16 protein-coding genes and 1 tRNA gene are annotated in these 17,429 nt (G+C 64.5%); 10 read left to right on the top strand and 7 right to left on the bottom strand.

What is annotated here, in order from left to right; all coding sequences use genetic code 11:
- Positions 1–42: 42 nt before the first annotated feature.
- The 3 genes from IB255_RS16330 to IB255_RS16320 are packed head-to-tail and all read left to right on the top strand — an operon-like array spanning position 43 to position 3,456.
- Positions 43–1,332 (top strand): murein hydrolase activator EnvC family protein, encoded by a 1,290-nt coding sequence (locus IB255_RS16330; protein ID WP_081515344.1) that lies wholly within the window; start codon positions 43–45, stop codon positions 1,330–1,332.
- 27 nt (positions 1,333–1,359) lie between these two features.
- Entirely contained in the window at positions 1,360–2,670 is a 1,311-nt protein-coding gene (locus tag IB255_RS16325) for a S41 family peptidase (RefSeq protein ID WP_081515343.1), read from the top strand.
- Between the two features lie 3 nt (positions 2,671–2,673).
- On the top strand, positions 2,674–3,456 hold the full coding sequence (locus IB255_RS16320; protein WP_081515342.1) for a divergent polysaccharide deacetylase family protein: 783 nt from the start codon (positions 2,674–2,676) through the stop codon (positions 3,454–3,456).
- A gap of 139 nt (positions 3,457–3,595) precedes the next feature.
- On the opposite strand, the gene IB255_RS16315 is transcribed toward IB255_RS16320, so the two are convergent.
- From IB255_RS16315 to hisB, 7 genes are all read right to left on the bottom strand, one after another.
- Positions 3,596–4,351, bottom strand: a complete 756-nt coding sequence (locus tag IB255_RS16315) for a substrate-binding periplasmic protein (protein WP_081515775.1) — start codon at positions 4,349–4,351, stop codon at positions 3,596–3,598.
- Between the two features lie 152 nt (positions 4,352–4,503).
- On the bottom strand, positions 4,504–5,259 hold the full coding sequence (locus tag IB255_RS16310) for a substrate-binding periplasmic protein (RefSeq protein ID WP_405307450.1): 756 nt from the start codon (positions 5,257–5,259) through the stop codon (positions 4,504–4,506).
- 276 nt (positions 5,260–5,535) lie between these two features.
- On the bottom strand, positions 5,536–6,306 hold the full coding sequence (gene hisF, locus IB255_RS16305) for an imidazole glycerol phosphate synthase subunit HisF (RefSeq protein WP_081515340.1): 771 nt from the start codon (positions 6,304–6,306) through the stop codon (positions 5,536–5,538).
- A 112-nt stretch (positions 6,307–6,418) separates the two neighbouring features.
- Positions 6,419–7,156, bottom strand: coding sequence for a 1-(5-phosphoribosyl)-5-[(5-phosphoribosylamino)methylideneamino]imidazole-4-carboxamide isomerase (gene hisA / locus IB255_RS16300; RefSeq protein ID WP_054910490.1), 738 nt, complete (start codon positions 7,154–7,156; stop codon positions 6,419–6,421).
- Positions 7,157–7,196: 40 nt separating this feature from the next.
- Complete coding sequence (locus IB255_RS16295) at positions 7,197–7,457, bottom strand: DUF2164 domain-containing protein (protein WP_081515339.1); 261 nt, start codon at positions 7,455–7,457, stop codon at positions 7,197–7,199.
- Between the two features lie 3 nt (positions 7,458–7,460).
- Entirely contained in the window at positions 7,461–8,099 is a 639-nt protein-coding gene (gene hisH, locus IB255_RS16290) for an imidazole glycerol phosphate synthase subunit HisH (protein ID WP_081515338.1), read from the bottom strand.
- Complete coding sequence (gene hisB / locus IB255_RS16285) at positions 8,099–8,692, bottom strand: imidazoleglycerol-phosphate dehydratase HisB (RefSeq protein WP_015479330.1); 594 nt, start codon at positions 8,690–8,692, stop codon at positions 8,099–8,101. Before hisB ends, hisH begins: the two co-directional genes overlap by 1 nt.
- A 140-nt stretch (positions 8,693–8,832) precedes the next feature.
- On the opposite strand from hisB, the gene panM reads away from it, so the two are divergent.
- The 7 genes from panM to IB255_RS16250 all read left to right on the top strand — a co-directional run bounded on the left by panM (position 8,833) and on the right by IB255_RS16250 (position 17,183).
- Complete coding sequence (gene panM, locus IB255_RS16280) at positions 8,833–9,231, top strand: aspartate 1-decarboxylase autocleavage activator PanM (RefSeq protein WP_081515337.1); 399 nt, start codon at positions 8,833–8,835, stop codon at positions 9,229–9,231.
- A 141-nt stretch (positions 9,232–9,372) separates the two neighbouring features.
- A complete protein-coding gene (locus tag IB255_RS16275) occupies positions 9,373–11,601 on the top strand; it encodes an AsmA family protein (RefSeq protein ID WP_081515336.1) in 2,229 nt (742 codons plus the stop codon).
- Complete coding sequence (mutY, locus tag IB255_RS16270) at positions 11,598–12,665, top strand: A/G-specific adenine glycosylase (protein WP_081515335.1); 1,068 nt, start codon at positions 11,598–11,600, stop codon at positions 12,663–12,665. The genes IB255_RS16275 and mutY overlap by 4 nt, the downstream gene beginning before the upstream one ends.
- The gene (locus IB255_RS16265; protein ID WP_015479334.1) at positions 12,662–12,934 is read left to right on the top strand and encodes an oxidative damage protection protein; all 273 of its coding nucleotides are present in this window, start codon (positions 12,662–12,664) and stop codon (positions 12,932–12,934) included. The genes mutY and IB255_RS16265 overlap by 4 nt, the downstream gene beginning before the upstream one ends.
- A 78-nt stretch (positions 12,935–13,012) precedes the next feature.
- Positions 13,013–13,088: transfer RNA gene (locus tag IB255_RS16260), tRNA-Phe, on the top strand.
- Positions 13,089–13,458: 370 nt separating this feature from the next.
- On the top strand, positions 13,459–14,547 hold the full coding sequence (locus tag IB255_RS16255) for an acyltransferase family protein (protein ID WP_081515334.1): 1,089 nt from the start codon (positions 13,459–13,461) through the stop codon (positions 14,545–14,547).
- Positions 14,548–14,852: 305 nt separating this feature from the next.
- Entirely contained in the window at positions 14,853–17,183 is a 2,331-nt protein-coding gene (locus IB255_RS16250; protein WP_081515333.1) for an LTA synthase family protein, read from the top strand.
- Positions 17,184–17,429: the final 246 nt, after the last annotated feature.

Below are 17,429 nucleotides of genomic sequence, written 5' to 3'. Positions count from 1 at the left end.
GGGCATACTAGCCCGGTCCAGAATCCAGGTGCCCGCCGCCCAATGCCCCGCGCCCTCCTCCCGCTGCTGCTGATCTGCCTCCTGAGCCCGCTCGCGGTCGTTGCCGACGAACGTGCCGACGCCCAACGTCAGCTGGAGCAGACGCAGAAAGACATCAATGAGCTGAAGAAGAACCTGAAGAACATCCAGGACGAGAAGTCCGGGGTGCAGAAGCAGCTCAAGTCCACCGAAACCCAGATGGGCGACCTGGAAAAGCAGATCAGGCAGATCCAGGACGAGATGAAGAAGAACGAGGAAGAGCTCCAGCGCCTCGATTCGGAGAAAAAAAAACTCCAGGGCGCACGCCTTGAGCAGCAGCGCCTGATCGCCATCCAGGCCCGCGCCGCCTACCAGAGCGGCCGCCAGGAATACCTCAAGCTGCTGCTGAACCAGGAACACCCCGAGAAGTTCAGCCGCACCCTCACCTACTACGACTACATCAACAAGGCGCGCCTGGAGCAGCTCTCGGCCTTCAACGAGACCCTGCGCCAGCTGAGCAACGTCGAACAGGAAATCACCTCGCAGAAGGACGAGCAGGTCGCCCAGCAGACCGCCCTCGAAGCCCGCCGCCAGGAGCTGGCCGACGCCCGCAAGGCGCGCCAGGAGACCCTGGCCAAGCTCAACAGCGACCTGAAGGACGGCAGCAGCAAGCTCAAGGACCGCGAGCAGAGCCAGGACGACCTGAACAAGGTCCTCAAGACCATCGAGGAAACCCTCGCCCGCCAGGCCCGCGAAGCCGAGGAAGCGCGCCAGCGCGCCCTGGCCGCCGAGCGCGAGCGGGTCAAGCGCGAGCAGGAGCTGGCCACGCGCGGCGAGAAGCCCGCAACGCCCTCCAGGCGCCCCGACTACAGCGGCCCGCTGGTTTCCAGCGGCTCCGGCTTCGGCGGCGCCTTCGCCGCCACCAAGGGCAAGCTGCCCTGGCCGGTGGATGGCCGCGTGCTGGCGCGCTACGGCAGCCCGCGCGGCGACGACCCCCGCGCCACCTGGGATGGCGTGCTGATCGGCGCCAACGCCGGCAGTACCGTGCGCGCCGTGCATGGCGGCCGCGTGGTGTTCGCCGACTGGCTGCGCGGCTCAGGCCTGCTGGTCATTCTCGACCACGGTGGTGGCTACCTCAGCCTTTATGGGCATAATCAAAGTCTTCTGAAGGACGCCGGCGATACCGTCAAAGCAGGCGATCCCATTGCAACCGTGGGAGCCAGCGGGGGTCAGAGTACCCCGGCGGTGTATTTTGCCATTCGCCATCAGGGCCGCCCGGCGGACCCTTCGACCTGGTGTCGCACGCAGGGATAAGCGGCGATCACGCATTAGGAGCCAAACATGTCGCAAGCTTTCCGTCTCACTACCCTGGCCCTGGCCTTGCTGCTCGGCGTCGGTGCGGTCCAGGCCGCCGACGCGCCGGCCGCATCCCCTGCGGCCAACGGCAAGGAGGCTCCGCTGCCGCTCGACGAGCTGCGCACCTTTGCCGAGGTCCTGGACCGGGTGAAGGCGGCTTACGTCGAACCGGTGGACGACAAGACGCTGCTGGAAAATGCCATCAAGGGCATGCTCAGCAACCTCGATCCGCACTCCGCCTACCTCGGCCCGGAAGAGTTCGCCGAACTGCAGGAAAGCACCAGCGGTGAATTCGGCGGCCTGGGCATCGAGGTCGGCAGCGAGGATGGCTTCGTCAAGGTGATCTCGCCGATCGACGACACCCCCGCCGCCAACGCCGGCATCCAGCCGGGCGACCTGATCGTCAAGATCGACGGCAAGCCGACCAAGGGCCAGTCGATGAACGAGGCGGTGGACAGCATGCGCGGCAAGGCCGGCTCGCCCATCACCCTGACCATCGTGCGCGGCGGCGGCAAGCCGTTCGACGTCACCCTCAAGCGCGCCGTCATCAAGGTCAAGAGCGTGAAGAGCCAGCTGCTCGAACCGGGCTACGGCTACCTGCGCATCACCCAGTTCCAGGTGAACACCGGCGAGGAGACCGTCAAGGCGCTGTCCAAGCTGCGCAATGACAACAAGGGCAAGCTCAAGGGCATTGTGCTGGACCTGCGCAACAACCCCGGCGGCGTGCTGCAGTCCGCGGTGGAAGTGGCTGACGCCTTCCTCACCAAGGGCCTGATCGTCTACACCAAGGGCCGCATCCCGAACTCCGAGCTGCGCTTCTCCGCCGACCCGGCCGACCCGAGCGACGGCGTCCCGCTGGTGGTGCTGATCAACGGCGGCAGCGCCTCGGCGGCGGAGATCGTCGCCGGCGCCCTGCAGGACCAGAAGCGCGCGATCCTCATGGGCACCGACAGCTTCGGCAAGGGCTCGGTACAGACGGTGCTTCCGCTGAACAACGACCGCGCCCTGAAGCTCACCACCGCGCTGTACTACACCCCCAATGGCCGCTCCATCCAGGCCCAGGGCATCACCCCGGACATCGAGGTGGAACGCGCCAAGGTAACCCGCGAGAAGAGCGAATTCGACGGCTTCAAGGAAGCGGACCTGCAGGGCCACCTGGCCAACGGCAATGGCGGCCAGGACCGTCCGACCACTTCCGGCAAACCGCCGGTGGATCGCCCGCAGGATGGCGACTACCAGCTCAGCCAAGCCCTCAGCCTGCTGAAAGGACTCAGCGTCAGCCGCGGCAACAACTGACCGATGCGCCCGGCCCGGCTGCTTTTCGGCCTGTGCCTGGGCGCGCTGCTGTGCCTGCCGGTGGCTGCCGCGCCCCGGCCGGACGGCGGCAAGCCGCTGGTCAGCATCGTCATCGACGACCTCGGGCAGAACCTGGCGCGCGACCGCCAGGTGCTCGACATCTCCCCCGCCATCGCCCTGGCGATCATCCCCGATACACCCCACGCCGCCGAATTGGCACGCGAGGCGCACCAGCGCGGGCGCACCGTGATGCTGCACATGCCGATGGACCCGGCCGGCGGTGGTTACGCCTGGACCCCGGAACTGACCCAGGAAGAGCGCGCGCGCCGTCTCGACGCCGCGCTGGCGAAAGTGCCCTACGTGCAGGGTGTGAACAACCATGAAGGCAGCCGCATGACCGCCGACCGCCCGGCCATGGCCTGGCTGGCTGCTGAGCTGCAGCGGCGCCACCTGTTCCTGCTCGACAGCCGCACCAGCGCTGCCACCGTGGCTGCTGCCGAGGCACAGAAGATCGGCCTCGCCAGCCTGTCGCGGGACGTTTTCCTCGACGACGATCCGAGCGAAGCGGCGGTGATGGAGCAGATGCAGCGCGGCCTGAAACTGGCGCGCAAGCAGGGCACGGTGGTGATGATCGGCCACCCGAAGCCGGCGACCCTGGCGGTGCTCAAGCGCGTGCTGCCGACCCTGAAGGCCCAGGGCTTCGAGCTGGTGCAGCCGTCGCTGATGATCGCCGAGCGCGGCAACCGCGCCATGGCGGGGCATGGGCAGAACGGAATTTACCGCTAGACGCGGGCTTTTCGTAGGAGCGAGGGGGACGCCTAGTTCTTGCTCGCGAACAGCCCCGGCACCGGAGTTTCCGAGAGCGGTTCGCGAGCAAGCTCGCTCCTACCAAGAGCAGTCAGGCCTGGGCGCCCGGACTGCAGGCCTACAGATAGTTATTGGTCGCCTGCTCGATGAAGCCATCGGCGCGCATTTCGTCCAGCGCCTTCTGCAGCTTCGCCACCACCTCGTCCGGAGTGTCCTTGTTGATCGCCAGGTACAGCTGCGCCTCGTTGAAGCGCAACACGGTCTGCAGGCCGGACACGCCTTCCTGCTTGGCCAGGTAGCGACCCACCGGGTCGGTGGTCGCCCACAGGTCGATCTCGCCGGTGGTCAGCTTCTTCACGTTTTCCTGGTCACGCAGCGCGTTGAGCACCGGAATGCCCTGGCTCTCCAGGTTCTGGCTGACTGCGTCGTTCTTGTAGGCGCCGAGCTTGTACTTGGCGGCGTCCTTGAGGTCCTTCACCTTGATCGAGCTGCCCGGCGGCGCGAGCAGGACCCAGTGGGTCTTGGCGATCGGCCCGACCCATTTGAACAGCGGCACGCGCTCAGGGGTGTAGGTGGTGGAGAACAGCCCGTAGTCGGACTTGTCGAGGGTCAGCTTGTACAGGCGATCCCAGGGGAAACGCAGGCTCAGGCTGTACTGGATGCCGGCGCGCTTGAACATCTCGCGGACGATGTCGGCGCTGATGCCGTCGATACCATCGTCACGGGCGAAGTTCTTGTCATCCACCGCCATGTTGAACGGCGGGAAGTTCTCGGTGAGCAGCACCATCTTGTAATCGGCGGGCAACTCGGCGCGGGCCGTGGCGGCCCCCAGCAACAGACCCAGGGTAAGGGTCTTGATCAGGACTTTCAGCATGGTCATACCGCTCGCTTGGTTATCGTTATTGGGCTTGCGGCATCCCTGCAGGGGGGACGGAATACTTCGCTCGTCTGCCTTCCGTGGCAAAACCGGCGCCGAGGGATGTCGGCGCCAAACACGAAGGCCGGCGAGTGGCCGGCCTTCGGGTGTTACAGGTAACTGTTGAGCACGTCGTCGACGAAGCCTTCGGCGCGCATCTTGTCCAGCGCCGACTGCAGCTTCTGCACCACGGCATCCGGAGTCTCGCGGTTCAGTGCGAGGAACAGCTGGTCGCTGTTGAAGCGCAGCACGGTCTTCAGGCCGGTGACGCCCACCTGCTTGGCCAGGTAGCGGCCCGCCGGGTCACCGCTGGCCCAGAGGTCGATCTGACCGTCGCGCAGCTTGGCGGCATTCTCCTGGTCACGCAGCGCCAGCACCGGCTCGAAGCCATGCTCGCCGAGGTACTGGGCCATGGCATCGCCCTTGTAGGCGCCGACGCGGTATTTCTTCGCTTCATCCAGGTTATTGAGGGCGATGGGGCTGTCGGCCTTGGCCAGCAGGACCCAGTCGTCCGGACCGATCGGGCCGACCCATTTGAACTGGCTCTCGCGCTCGGGCAGGCGCGCGGTGACGAACACGCCGTAGCCGGGCTTCTCCAGCGCCAGCTTGTAGATGCGATCCCAGGGGAAGCGCAGGGTCAGGCTGTACTGCACGCCGGCACGCTTGAACATCTCCTTGACGATATCCACGGCGATGCCGTCGATGCTGTCTTCCTGGGCGAAGTTCTTGCCGTTGATGGCCATGTTGTAGGGAGGGAAGTTCTCGGTGAGCAGCACCACGCTGTAGTCCGAAGAATCCGTTTCAGCCCTTGCCGCACTGGCCAGAAGCAGGCCGCAGCCTAGCCATGCGAGCAGAATGCGCTTCAGCATCGAGATATTTCCTGCGTATGACATTTCTGAGAAGGCGCAGAGCTTACTCGGAGAATTGACGTCAATAAACCCTATGAATATGGCGATGGGACATGGATACGCCAGTATCCCGATCCAAAAACGCCAGTACCTTGACCAGGATGCGCCATAACCTTGACCGAAGCCTTGAGCTAGCAAGCTTCATGCGCATAAAGGGAATGCGGCCACCGGACGCAGGGGAAGGACGGCCCATGAGAGAGCCATCGGGCCGGGAGAACCCCGGCCCGGAAGGGATCAGCGCACGACGATACCGCGGCTGGCCAGGTAGGCCTTGGCCTCCGGCACGCTGTACTCGCCGAAGTGGAAGATGCTCGCCGCGAGAACCGCGTCGGCCTTGCCCTCGATGATGCCGGCAGCCAGGTGCTCCAGGTTGCCGACGCCGCCGGAGGCGATCACCGGCACGCCCACGGCCTCGCTGATGGCGCGGGTCACGCCCAGGTCGTAGCCGCTCTTCACGCCGTCCTGGTCCATGCTGGTCAGGAGGATTTCACCGGCACCCAGGCCTTCCATCTTCTTCGCCCATTCGACCGCGTCCAGCCCGGTGGGCTTGCGCCCGCCGTGGGTAAATATCTCCCAGCGCGGCGCTTCGCCCGGCGCCGAGACCTTCTTCGCGTCGATGGCGACCACGATGCACTGTGAGCCGAAGCGCGCGGCGGCTTCGCCGACGAACTCCGGGGTGAACACCGCCGCGGTGTTGATCGAGACCTTGTCCGCACCGGCGTTGAGCAGGTTGCGAATGTCCTGCACCGTCCTGACGCCGCCGCCCACGGTCAGCGGGATGAACACCTGGCTGGCCATGCGCTCGACGGTATGCAGGGTGGTATCGCGGCCATCGACGCTGGCGGTGATGTCGAGGAAGGTGATCTCGTCCGCACCCTGCTCGTCGTAGCGACGGGCGATTTCCACCGGGTCACCGGCGTCGCGGATGTTCTCGAACTTGACGCCCTTCACCACGCGGCCGTTGTCCACGTCGAGGCAGGGAATGATGCGTTTAGCCAGTGCCATAGCAATGCTCTCGTAGGATGGGTGGAGCGCAGCGATACCCATGCTGCCGGACCACCCCAGGTCCTCAGTGCCGGGCCATGCCGTTTCGCGGCACGCCCGGCCTGCGTTCAGGTCAGCCTTTGAAGCTGTCGCACAGTGCCTGTGCTTCGGCGACGTCGAGGGTGCCTTCGTAGATCGCGCGGCCAGTGATGGCGCCGACGATGCCCGGCGTACGGGCGTCCAGCAGCTTCTGGATATCACCCAGGTTGTGGATGCCGCCCGAAGCGATCACCGGAATACGCGTGGCGTTGGCCAGGGCAGCGGTGGCTTCGACGTTGCAGCCCTGCATCATGCCGTCCTTGGCGATGTCGGTGTAGACGATCGCCGAGACGCCATCGGCCTCGAAACGCTTGGCCAGGTCGATGACCTGTACCGAGCTCACTTCCGCCCAGCCGTCGGTGGCGACGAAGCCGTCTTTCGCGTCGAGGCCGACGATCACCTTGCCGGGGAAGGCCTTGCAGGCTTCGGCGACGAATTCCGGCTGCTTGACCGCCTTGGTGCCGATGATCACGTAGCTGACGCCGGCGCGGACGTAGTGCTCGATGGTTTCCAGCGAGCGGATGCCGCCGCCGATCTGGATCGGCAGGTTCGGGTAGCGCTTGGCGATGGCGGTAACCACTTCACCGTTGACCGGCTTGCCTTCGAAGGCGCCGTTCAGGTCCACCAGGTGCAGACGGCGGCAACCGCCCTCCACCCACTTGGCGGCCATGGACACCGGGTCGTCGGAGAACACCGTGGCGTCTTCCATCAGGCCCTGGCGCAGGCGCACGCAGGCGCCGTCTTTCAGATCGATTGCGGGGATGATCAGCATGGGTTGAACCTGCTCGAATCCAAAGATGAATGGGGTCGGGTCAGCTCTTCTCGAGCGCCCACAAGTCGATTTCGATGCTCTCGAACCGGTCTTTCAGGTGAGACTGCACGTCGAAGATCGCCTTGTTGTAGAACAGCGGGCCGAACTCGCGCAGGAAGAAGTCCAGCGCCTCTTCGGCCTCGAAGGAACCGACGTCCAGCTCGAAGCGATCTTCGAGAAAACGCTGGATCGCCCGCGCCGCGCTCTGGCGCTGGGCGCCGTCGAGCTCGAGGATCGCCGGCTTGTCCTTCTGGCGGGCCATGGCTTACCAGCGCCCGTCCCAGGCGGCGAAGTTCTGCAGCAGCTGCAGGCCATGGGTATGGCTCTTCTCCGGGTGGAACTGCACGGCGAAGCGCGAACCATCGGCCAGCGCGGCGGCGAAATCGACGCCGTAATGGCCGCGACCGACCACCTGGCGCGGGTTGCCAGCCTGGATGTAATAGCTGTGCACGAAGTAGAAACGCGCGCGGTCGGGGATGTCGTGCCACAGCGGGTGATCCACGCTCTGTGCCACTTCGTTCCAGCCCATGTGCGGCACCTTCAGGTGCTCGCCGTCCTCGTGCAGGTCCTTGCCGAAGAAGCGCACCTGGCCGGGGAACAGGCCGATGCAATCGACACCGTCGTTTTCCTCGCTACGCTCCAGCAGCGCCTGCATGCCGACGCAGATGCCGAGGAACGGACGGTCCTGGCTGACTTCGCGCACCAGGCTGTCGAAGCCCAGGCGCTTGATCTCGGCCATGCAATCGCGGATCGCGCCGACGCCGGGGAACACCACGCGGTCCGCCTCACGGATCACGTTGGCGTCGCTGGTCACCAGCACGCGACCGGCGCCCACGCGCTCAAGCGCCTTGGACACCGAGTGCAGGTTGCCCATGCCGTAGTCGATGACGGCTACCGTCTGCATTACAGGCACCCTTTGGTGGACGGCATCTGGCCGGCCATGCGCTCATCCAGCTCGATGGCCATGCGCAGCGCGCGACCGAAGGCCTTGAACACCGTCTCGATCTGGTGGTGGGTGTTGTGCCCGCGCAGGTTGTCGATGTGCAGGGTGACGTTGGCGTGGTTGACGAAGCCCTGGAAGAACTCCATGAACAGGTCGACATCGAAGCCACCGACGCTGGCGCGGGTGAACGGCACGTGCATCTGCAGGCCGGGGCGGCCGGAGAAGTCGATGACCACGCGCGACAGCGCCTCGTCCAGCGGCACGTAGGCATGGCCGTATCGGCGGATGCCTTTCTTGTCGCCGATGGCCTTGGCGAAGGCCTGGCCGAGGGTGATGCCGATGTCTTCGACGGTATGGTGATCGTCGATATGCAGGTCGCCCTTGCATTCGATGTCCAGGTCGATCAGGCCGTGGCGGGCGATCTGGTCCATCATGTGCTCGAGGAAGGGAACCCCGGTATCGAAGCGGGCCTTGCCCGTTCCATCCAGGTCGATGGAAACCTTGATCTGGGTTTCCAGGGTGTCGCGCGCGACGGATGCCTTGCGTTCGGCCATCACCAGCTCCACAGCTAACACTGCACGTAATTATAAGAAGGGGCGGCATTATAGGCGCGCCGGGCGCTGCGCGGCTATGGGCGGTGGTCGGCGCTGGCCGATAGTCCTACACTGCGCGGCTCGCCTTCCGAGGATTGCCCATGCCCGTCGTCGTCCAGCACCTGACCCAGCCCAGCGACCAGGACCGCCAGGACCTGCTGAAGATCTACGCCGACGCGCCACAATGGCTGCTGGCGCCGTTCACCGATGCCGATGCACTGGTCACCCGCGGGCTTGCCGAGGGCCGGCTGTTCACCGGGCGCTTCAACGACCGCCTGCTGGGCGCTGCGTGGATCGAGCGAGACGACGACACCTGGCGGCTTTCCCGCCTGTGCGTGCGCCAGGTTACCCGCAACCGTGGCGTCGCCCGGCGCCTGCTGGAAGAAGCCCAGCGCCTGGCCGTCCTGCAGGGTGCCGCGCTGCGCCTGAGCGCTCCGCTAGATCAACCCGAAGCCGCGCGCTTCGCCGAGCACCTGGGCCTGACACTGTTGCCAGCCTGACCCGCCATCACCGGGGAACCGCGCCGCAAGTCCCCGTTCAAACCCCGCAATACCTGCGCCTGCCTTTCCGGGCTGGGGCGCCGCTGCGTCATTGGTATACTTTCCCGCTATTCCACCCGCCGCCTGAACAAGGACCCGTCCATGAAAGCGTTCGGCAAAATCATCGGCATCATTGCCCTGGTCCTGCTGCTGCTCATCGTCGCCGCCGGCTTCGTGCTGAGCCATTTCTTCGATCCGAATGACTACAAGGACGAGATCCGCCAGCTCGCCCGGGACAAGGCCAACCTCGAACTGAACCTCAAGGGCGACATTGGCTGGAGCCTGTTCCCCTGGCTGGGCCTGGAACTGCATGACACCAGCGTGGCGAGCCTGCAGACACCGGACAAGCCGTTCGCCGACGCGCAGCTGCTGGCCATGTCCGTACGCGTGCTGCCGCTGCTGCGTAAAGAAGTGCAGATGAGCGACATCCGCGTCGAAGGCCTGACCCTTTCCCTGAACAAGGACAAGAACGGCGTCGGCAACTGGGAAAGCATCGGCAAGCCCGCCCAGCCGGCCGCCGGCACCCCGCCCGCCGCACAACCGGCGTCCGCGCCGAGCGAGCCGGCGAAGCCCGCCGCTGGCGAAGGCCACCAGGCGATGAAGCTGGACATCGACAGCCTGAGCGTGAAGAACGCCCGCATCGATTACGCCGATGCCCAGAGCGGCAAGAACTACAGCGTGGAGGGCATCGAGCTGACCACCGGCGCCATCCGCGAAGGCAGCAACATCCCGCTCAAGCTCAGCGCCCACCTGGGCACCAACCAGCCGGTGATCCGCGCGCGCACCGAACTGACCGGCAACCTGCGCTTCGACCGCGCGCTCAAGCGCTACCAGCTCGAAGACGCCAAGCTCTCCGGCGAAGTCTCCGGCGATCCGTTCCAGGGCAAGACCGCCAACTACAGCGCCCAGGGCCAGCTGGTACTCGACCAGGCCGCCCAGGTCGCCGAGTGGAACGGCCTGAAGGTCACCGTCAACCAGCTGCGCGCCCTGGGTGAGCTGAAGGCCCGCGAGCTGGATAAAGAGCCCAAGTTCGATGGCGGCTTGTCGCTGGCACCCTTCAACCTGCGCGAATTCCTCGAAGGCATCGGCCAGACCCTGCCGGAAATGGCCGACACCACCACCCTCACCAAGCTGGAGCTGGCCACTCGCATCAGCGGTACTCGCAACAGCCTGGCCCTGAACGACATCAACCTGAAGCTGGACGACAGCGCCTTCAGCGGCAATCTCGGCATCGCCGACTTCGGTAAGCAGGCGATCCGCGCCCAACTGTCCGGCGACAAGCTGAACCTCGACCGCTACCTGCCGGCCAAGGTCAAGAAAGCCCAGGACGCCACCAACAGCGCGCGCAAGGCCGAAGTCGACGCCACCGCGCAGAACGCCATCAAGGGCGACACCCCGCTGCCCAGCCAGCCGACTCAGCAGGCCTGGAGCGACGCCCCGCTGCTGCCCATCGCCCGCCTGCGCGCACTGGACCTCGACGCCGGCCTGAACCTCGGCCAGCTGACCCTGGACAAGCTGCCCATCGACAACGCCGTGCTCAAGCTGCGCGGCCAGGGCGGCCTGCTCAACCTCGACGACCTGCGCGGCGAGCTCTACGACGGCAAATTCAACGCCACCGCCACCCTCGACGTGCGCCAGGACGTACCGACCCTGCAGGCGAAGAAGCACATCGCCGACGTACCGGTAGAGCGCCTGCTCGAATCCCAGGGCCAGAAGCCGCCGGTGAAGGGCCTGCTCGACCTCGACGCCGACATCACCACTCAGGGCAACAGTCAAAAGGCCTGGATCGACAACCTCAACGGCACCGCGCACTTCGTCCTGACCCAGGGCGTGTTGCTCAATGCCAACCTTGAACAGCAGCTGTGCCAGGGCATCGCCACGCTCAACCGCAAGTCGCTGACTGGCGAGCATGGCGGCAAGGACACTCCGTTCCGCGAGCTGCAGGGCAACCTGGTGTTCCGCAATGGCGTAGCCAGCAACCCGGACCTCAAGGCCAGCATTCCCGGTCTGACTGTCAAGGCCGACGGCGACCTCGACCTGCGCGTGCTGGGTATGGACTACCGCGTCGGCGTCACCATCGAAGGCGACAAGAGCGACATGCCCGACCCCGCCTGCGAAGTGAACAAGCGCTATGTCGGCATCGAATGGCCGCTGCGCTGCCGCGGCCCGCTGGAACTGGGCGCCAAGGCCTGCCGCCTGGACAAGGACGGCATCGGCAAGATCGCCGCACGGTTGGCCGGGGACCGGCTGAACCAGAAACTCGAAGAGAAGCTCGGCGACAAGGTCAGTCCCGAACTCAAAGACGCACTCAAAGGGCTGTTCAAGAAGTGACCCCGCAAAGCTTCAATCAGGCCGTGCTCGACTGGTTCGACACGCACGGCCGCCATGACCTGCCCTGGCAGCAGAACATCACGCCCTACCGGGTGTGGGTCTCGGAAATCATGCTGCAACAGACCCAGGTCAGCACCGTGATGGGCTACTACGACCGCTTCATGACGGCGCTGCCGACGGTGGCGGACCTGGCCAACGCGCCGGAAGACGAAGTGCTGCACCTGTGGACGGGCCTGGGCTACTACACCCGTGCCCGCAACCTGCACAAGACCGCGAAGACGGTGATGGAGCAGCACGGCGGAGAATTCCCCCGCGACGTCGAACAGCTCGCCGAGCTGCCCGGCATCGGCCGCTCCACCGCCGGCGCCATCGCCAGCATCTCCATGGGGTTGCGTGCACCGATCCTCGACGGCAACGTCAAGCGCGTGCTCGCGCGCTACATCGCCTGCGACGGCTATCCGGGCGAGCCCAAGGTCGCCAGACAGCTGTGGGACGCCGCCGAGCGCTTCACGCCGCAGGAGCGGGTCAACCACTACACCCAGGCGATGATGGACCTGGGCGCCACCCTCTGCACCCGCAGCAAGCCGAGCTGCCTGCTCTGTCCGCTGCGCGAGGGCTGCCGCGCGCACTTTCTCGGCCGCGAGACCGACTTCCCGGTATCCAAGCCGCGCAAGGCGCTGCCGCAGAAACGCACGCTGATGCCGATCCTGGCCAACCGCGAGGGCGACATCCTGCTCTACCGCCGTCCGTCGACCGGACTCTGGGGCGGCCTGTGGAGCTTCCCCGAACTGGACGACCTGGCCGCCCTCGACCCACTGGCCCAGCGCCACACCCTGCGCCTGGGCGAGCGGCGCGAGCTGCCCGGCCTGACCCATACCTTCAGCCACTTCCAGCTGGCCATCGAGCCCTGGCTGGTGCGCGTCGAGGACGCAGCCCCCGCCGTGGCCGAGGCCGACTGGCTCTGGTATAACCTCGCCACCCCGCCGCGGCTCGGCCTTGCCGCCCCGGTGAAGAAGCTGCTCAAACGAGCCGCCGACGTGTTGAACGCAGGAGAAATGTCATGACCCGACTGGTGATGTGCCGCAAATACAAAGAAGAGCTGCCCGGCCTCGATCGCGCGCCCTATCCCGGAGCCAAGGGCCAGGACATCTACGAGCACGTCTCGAAGAAAGCCTGGGACGAATGGCAGAAGCACCAGACCATGCTGATCAACGAGCGTCGCCTGAACATGATGAATGCCGAGGATCGCAAGTTCCTCACCGCCGAGATGGACAAGTTCCTGTCGGGCGAGGAATACGCGCAGGCCGAGGGCTACGTCCCGCCCAGCGCGTAAGCTTCGGTATTATTTGAAAAATTTTTTCGCGGCACGCTTGACACCCCTTCCGAAAACCCTTTTAATGCGCGCCACGTTGCCCAGGTAGCTCAGTTGGTAGAGCAGGGGATTGAAAATCCCCGTGTCGGCGGTTCGATTCCGTCCCTGGGCACCACCTCTTCTCTTCAGGTGGTGCAAATATCAGCTGAAGAACAGAAACCGGCCTTGAGCCGGTTTTTTTTTGCCCCCCCCAGCTCCTCACAACCGATCAAGCCCAGCGACCACGCCGAAGCCACCCTCTCGCGTCGTTCTCTGGCCAACCCGCCTAGTGCTCGCAAGCGGCCTGATGTAGCATCCGCCACGGGATTTTGGAGTCGCGGCCGAAGACGGCAGTACTCGAAAGGGTCGGTACTTTCCTGGAGCACTGAAAGCAATCAGCTTTCCAGCAGGCGAACTCATTTAGTGAGAAAGAAAAGTCTAATTACTCACAAGGGCTACAACTGAAAGCAGAGCCCCTTTATAAACAACCGGCTAATGGCGGCCAAATGAACCACAGAACAAATAACTTTGACGCATTGCGACTACTTGGGGCGCTGCTTGTAGCAGTAAGCCATTCAGCCACTATCGTGCTGAGCTCCGAGCCTCTGGGTGACGCCACGGGAAATCAGACCCTTGGTGGAGTCGGACTAAATATATTTTGCGTGATCAGCGGCTTCCTGATTACAAAAAGCCGCCTATCGAATCCAGCCCCGCGCTTTTTCAGAGCACGCGCGCTGCGTATATTCCCAGCCCTCTTCGTCGCCATTCCACTGATGGCCTTCGTGCTTGGCCCACTGTTTACCAGCCTTTCAACCAGGGAATATTTCAGCACAGGGCAAACCTGGCAGTTCCTTGGCACGATGTTCGTCTTCCCCCTCAATGTATCGCTGCCAGGCGTATTTGGCGGCGCCCCACTGGTTGGCCAGCTTTACTCTCTCACGGCTGAGTTGAGCTTCTACATCCTTGTGGGCCTGCTCGCGCCTTGGCGGCACTTCGGAAAACTCATGATTGCAGCAACTGTTGCAGTCCTGCTGTATTTCCACTATCACGACTACACGAGCCTGTCCTTCTCAGAAATAATCTCGGTCAAGGGCTTCGGAGCCAATTTGTTCTTCTTCCCACTTCGACTGGGAATGACCTGCGTCTATTACTTGTTTGCTGGCTCCGTCATTGCACTGTACATCAAAAGACCCGAGCGGCTGGCCTGGCTCGCACCGGCCCTGCTGGCAGCCTGGATAGCAGCTCTTTTCCTGCCGAACCGGCTGCATTACGACCTTGCGGAAATGCTCATTTTTCCGTTCCTTGTTATCGGTGTCGCTCTATCGACCAAGTTCATCGTGCGCATTCCCCGCGCATTCGGCGACACTTCATATGGGATATACATTTATCACTTCGCGATCGCCGAAGCCGTACTGACACTGACCGTCGCACACATCGGCCGCACTTGGTATCTCATCGCTATAGCCGTCGCCCTCTCCACTGCAGTGGCTTGGATATCATTCAGACTTATAGAGAAGCCGGCACTTTCCATAAAAGACCGGTCACCGGGAAAGGCCGTCAATACAAACACGACCGTCTTGCCCTCGCCCCCCTAGGTTGCACCCACCCCGCTGGCGCGCCAGCGGGGTAAAGCGAACCAATAGTCGTAGCTGGGACATCTCGGCGAAAGCCCCTCAGCCGTGCTCATGCACTTCATTACCAGCAGCCGCCTTCCGCACGAATCGCCCCCCCCCTTCGATCAGCCCGTCAGGTCTCTTCGTCCGATCATTTCGAATGATTGCCGGACTACACTGTCTACTGGCACGTAGCACACCAATCTTTCAGAATCATGACCATCCGGACGATTTTCACCCTGTAGTGAGATACCCTCCGGGATTCGATGCTTCGTAGCGGAGTCACTGTGCGCAAACTCATAAGCTGGTGGAGTTCCCGGGGCAACCTGGTTTCCCTGTCTGCCCTCTTCCTGCTGGTGCCGCTGATCGGCCGCTACAGCCTTGGCTGGGGCTCCCCGCTGGGCTACCTATCGGACCTCGCGCTCGGCACCCTGCTGGTCGTCGCAGTGCACAACCGTCGACTGTTCATCGCCATTCCGGTCATGCTGGTGTGGGCCCTGTCGGTGATCGGCACCGCCGAACTGGTCAGCGCCGTGGGCCGCATGCCTGCGCCGGAAGACCTGCACTTCCTCGCCGACCCGACCTTCGTCGCCAACTCCACCGAGGGCGGCGGGCTCAACCACCTGCACCTGGCAATCCTGATCGGCGCCGGCATCCTGCTCTGCGCGCTGCTCTGGCGCCGCCGCGAAAAGCCGCTGCCGCGCTACGCCTATGCCGTACCGGCCGCACTGCTGGCCGCCCACGCTGGCGTACAGTACTTCCAGCCCAGCGACGCGGAGATGTGGAAGCAGTTCAACCTGCCGCACCAGTTGGTCTCCCGCGCCGTCACCAGCGGCGAGATGGCCTACCAGGACTGGCGCGACCGCGACCAACCGGAGGTCCGCCCGGACGTCACCGGCCTGACCCAGCACGACCTCAATGGCACTTCGCTGCTGGCCGGCCGCGGCCAGGCGAAGAACGTACTGATCATCGCCATGGAGGGTATCCCTGGCGCCTATGTCGCCACCAACCGTGCCGCCCTGAGCAGCAGCTACGAAGAATCGATGATGCCGCGCCTGAGCACCTGGGCCGAGCGCGCCATGACCACGCCGGACTACGTGGTGCACAGCCACCAGACCATCCGCGGGCTCTACGCCATGCTCTGCGGCGACTACAGCAAGCTGGACAACGGCACGCCCAAGGGCGTCGAACTGCTGGGCAACCCGACCCGCGCCGCCGAATGCCTGCCGGCACAGATGCACCAGGCCGGCTTCAGCACCCACTTCCTGCAGGGCGCCGGGCTGCGCTTCATGGCCAAGGACAAGGTCATGCCGGCCATGGGCTTCGACAAGACCCTGGGCCGCGACTGGTTCAAGAAGAAACCCTACCTGGAATTCGCCTGGGGCATGGACGACAAGGCCTTCTTCGAGGGCGCGCTGGACTATGTCGGCCAGCTGCGCCAGAAGAAGCAGCCGTGGATGCTCACCCTGCTCACCGTCGGCACACACCAGCCGTATTCGGCCACCCCGGAATACCTGGCCAAGTACCCGACGCCGCGCCAGGCCGCGGTCGCCTACCTGGATGACGCCGTCGATGCCTTCCTCAAGGGCCTGGAAGAGAAAGGCGTGCTCAAGGACACCCTGGTGATCGTCACCTCCGACGAATCCCACGGCATCGACAACGTGCGCCTTGCCTCGGCCTGGGGCCTGAACCTGATTCTTGCACCGGAACAGGCCGCGCTGCCGCCAGTGAAGGCCGGCGTCTACGGCCACGTCGACCTGGAATCCTCGGTGCTCGATTACTTCGCCATCAAGGCGCCACAGGATATCGCCGGCCGCTCGCTATTCCGCGAATACGCCAACGGCCGCGAGATGGTGACCTTCACCAACGGCATGCAGCGTTATCACGACGGCAAGGGCAACTTCACCGAGTGCGACTTCCAGCAGGTCTGCCGGCGCTACAAGAGTGACGGTTTCATCGCTGACACCGCCAAGTTCGAAGGCCGCTTCAGTGGCCGCGACGCCCGCCTGATGACTGCCCGAGCAGACATCCTCGACCAGTCGGTGACCAAGGCGCAGTCGGCTCGCGAATACCAGTTCGCGACCAAGGAACGGATCCGCCTGAAGCCACAGATCGACAACGAGTACACCGACAACCTGATCGGCGCGCAGTACCTGGAGTTTCCGGCCAACACCCACACCACGGTGCGCCTGAAGATCCGCGCGATCCAGATGGACGCCAATGGGGCGAAAGTGACGCTCAAGACGCGCTCCTTCGAGAAGCCCGTGCCCATCGAGATGCCGGACTTCCCCCTGGTGAAACGCAACCAGCCGCTGGAAGTGAGCTTCGGCTTCGACAACGAGGAAGCCCGCAAGGCCTTCTCCTTCCACCTGCTCGCCGAAGGCAAGGGCATCATCGAGATCACCGATTTCCACGTGCTGACCCAGCCGCGCAAATCGACGATCAACGCCACCGAGGCTGGCGGTACCGGTCTGGCCGAAGCCAAGCCATTGCCGATCCCGCGCCTGTCCGGGCACCCGAACCTGATGGCCAGCCAGCCACCGGAATCCCAGGACGACATAACCCCTGCCGAGGCGATCGAAGATCCGAACCCGCAACTGCGGCAGATGATGCAGTGATACCAACCGGCGGCCCCAGGGCCGCCGGACTTTTATCGGCCGGTCTAAACTGGCACTATCCCGCCCCCGCGCCACCACCTGATGCCCTCATCCGGCGCGGCTAGTTCAGCCCAGGCGACAACGCCGAGCGGCAATGCGACAACTTGCCACTACAGCCGACGACCGCGGCAGATGGGCGCTTGGCGCACTCAGGAGTGCGTGTTAGGTTGCCCCTCGCCAGGATGGCCCCGATTCTGCAGTGACCTG

The sequence above is a fragment of the Pseudomonas sp. PDM22 genome (genome assembly GCF_014851965.1).
Lineage (GTDB): Bacteria > Pseudomonadota > Gammaproteobacteria > Pseudomonadales > Pseudomonadaceae > Pseudomonas.
The sequence above is the reverse complement of the archived record's forward strand: the minus strand, read 5'-3'. Positions and strand labels throughout refer to the sequence as shown.

Coding starts and splice junctions, on each gene's coding strand:
- IB255_RS16275 (WP_081515336.1), top strand. CDS start 9,373: ATGAAAGCGTTCGGCAAAATCATCGGCATCATTGCCCTGGTCCTGCTG.
- IB255_RS16295 (WP_081515339.1), bottom strand. CDS start 7,457: ATGGCCCGCCAGAAGGACAAGCCGGCGATCCTCGAGCTCGACGGCGCC.
- IB255_RS16325 (WP_081515343.1), top strand. CDS start 1,360: ATGTCGCAAGCTTTCCGTCTCACTACCCTGGCCCTGGCCTTGCTGCTC.
- panM (WP_081515337.1), top strand. CDS start 8,833: ATGCCCGTCGTCGTCCAGCACCTGACCCAGCCCAGCGACCAGGACCGC.
- IB255_RS16320 (WP_081515342.1), top strand. CDS start 2,674: ATGCGCCCGGCCCGGCTGCTTTTCGGCCTGTGCCTGGGCGCGCTGCTG.
- hisH (WP_081515338.1), bottom strand. CDS start 8,099: ATGCAGACGGTAGCCGTCATCGACTACGGCATGGGCAACCTGCACTCG.
- IB255_RS16265 (WP_015479334.1), top strand. CDS start 12,662: ATGACCCGACTGGTGATGTGCCGCAAATACAAAGAAGAGCTGCCCGGC.
- IB255_RS16255 (WP_081515334.1), top strand. CDS start 13,459: ATGAACCACAGAACAAATAACTTTGACGCATTGCGACTACTTGGGGCG.
- hisA (WP_054910490.1), bottom strand. CDS start 7,156: ATGCTGATCATCCCCGCAATCGATCTGAAAGACGGCGCCTGCGTGCGC.
- IB255_RS16330 (WP_081515344.1), top strand. CDS start 43: ATGCCCCGCGCCCTCCTCCCGCTGCTGCTGATCTGCCTCCTGAGCCCG.
- hisB (WP_015479330.1), bottom strand. CDS start 8,692: ATGGCCGAACGCAAGGCATCCGTCGCGCGCGACACCCTGGAAACCCAG.
- IB255_RS16315 (WP_081515775.1), bottom strand. CDS start 4,351: ATGCTGAAAGTCCTGATCAAGACCCTTACCCTGGGTCTGTTGCTGGGG.
- hisF (WP_081515340.1), bottom strand. CDS start 6,306: ATGGCACTGGCTAAACGCATCATTCCCTGCCTCGACGTGGACAACGGC.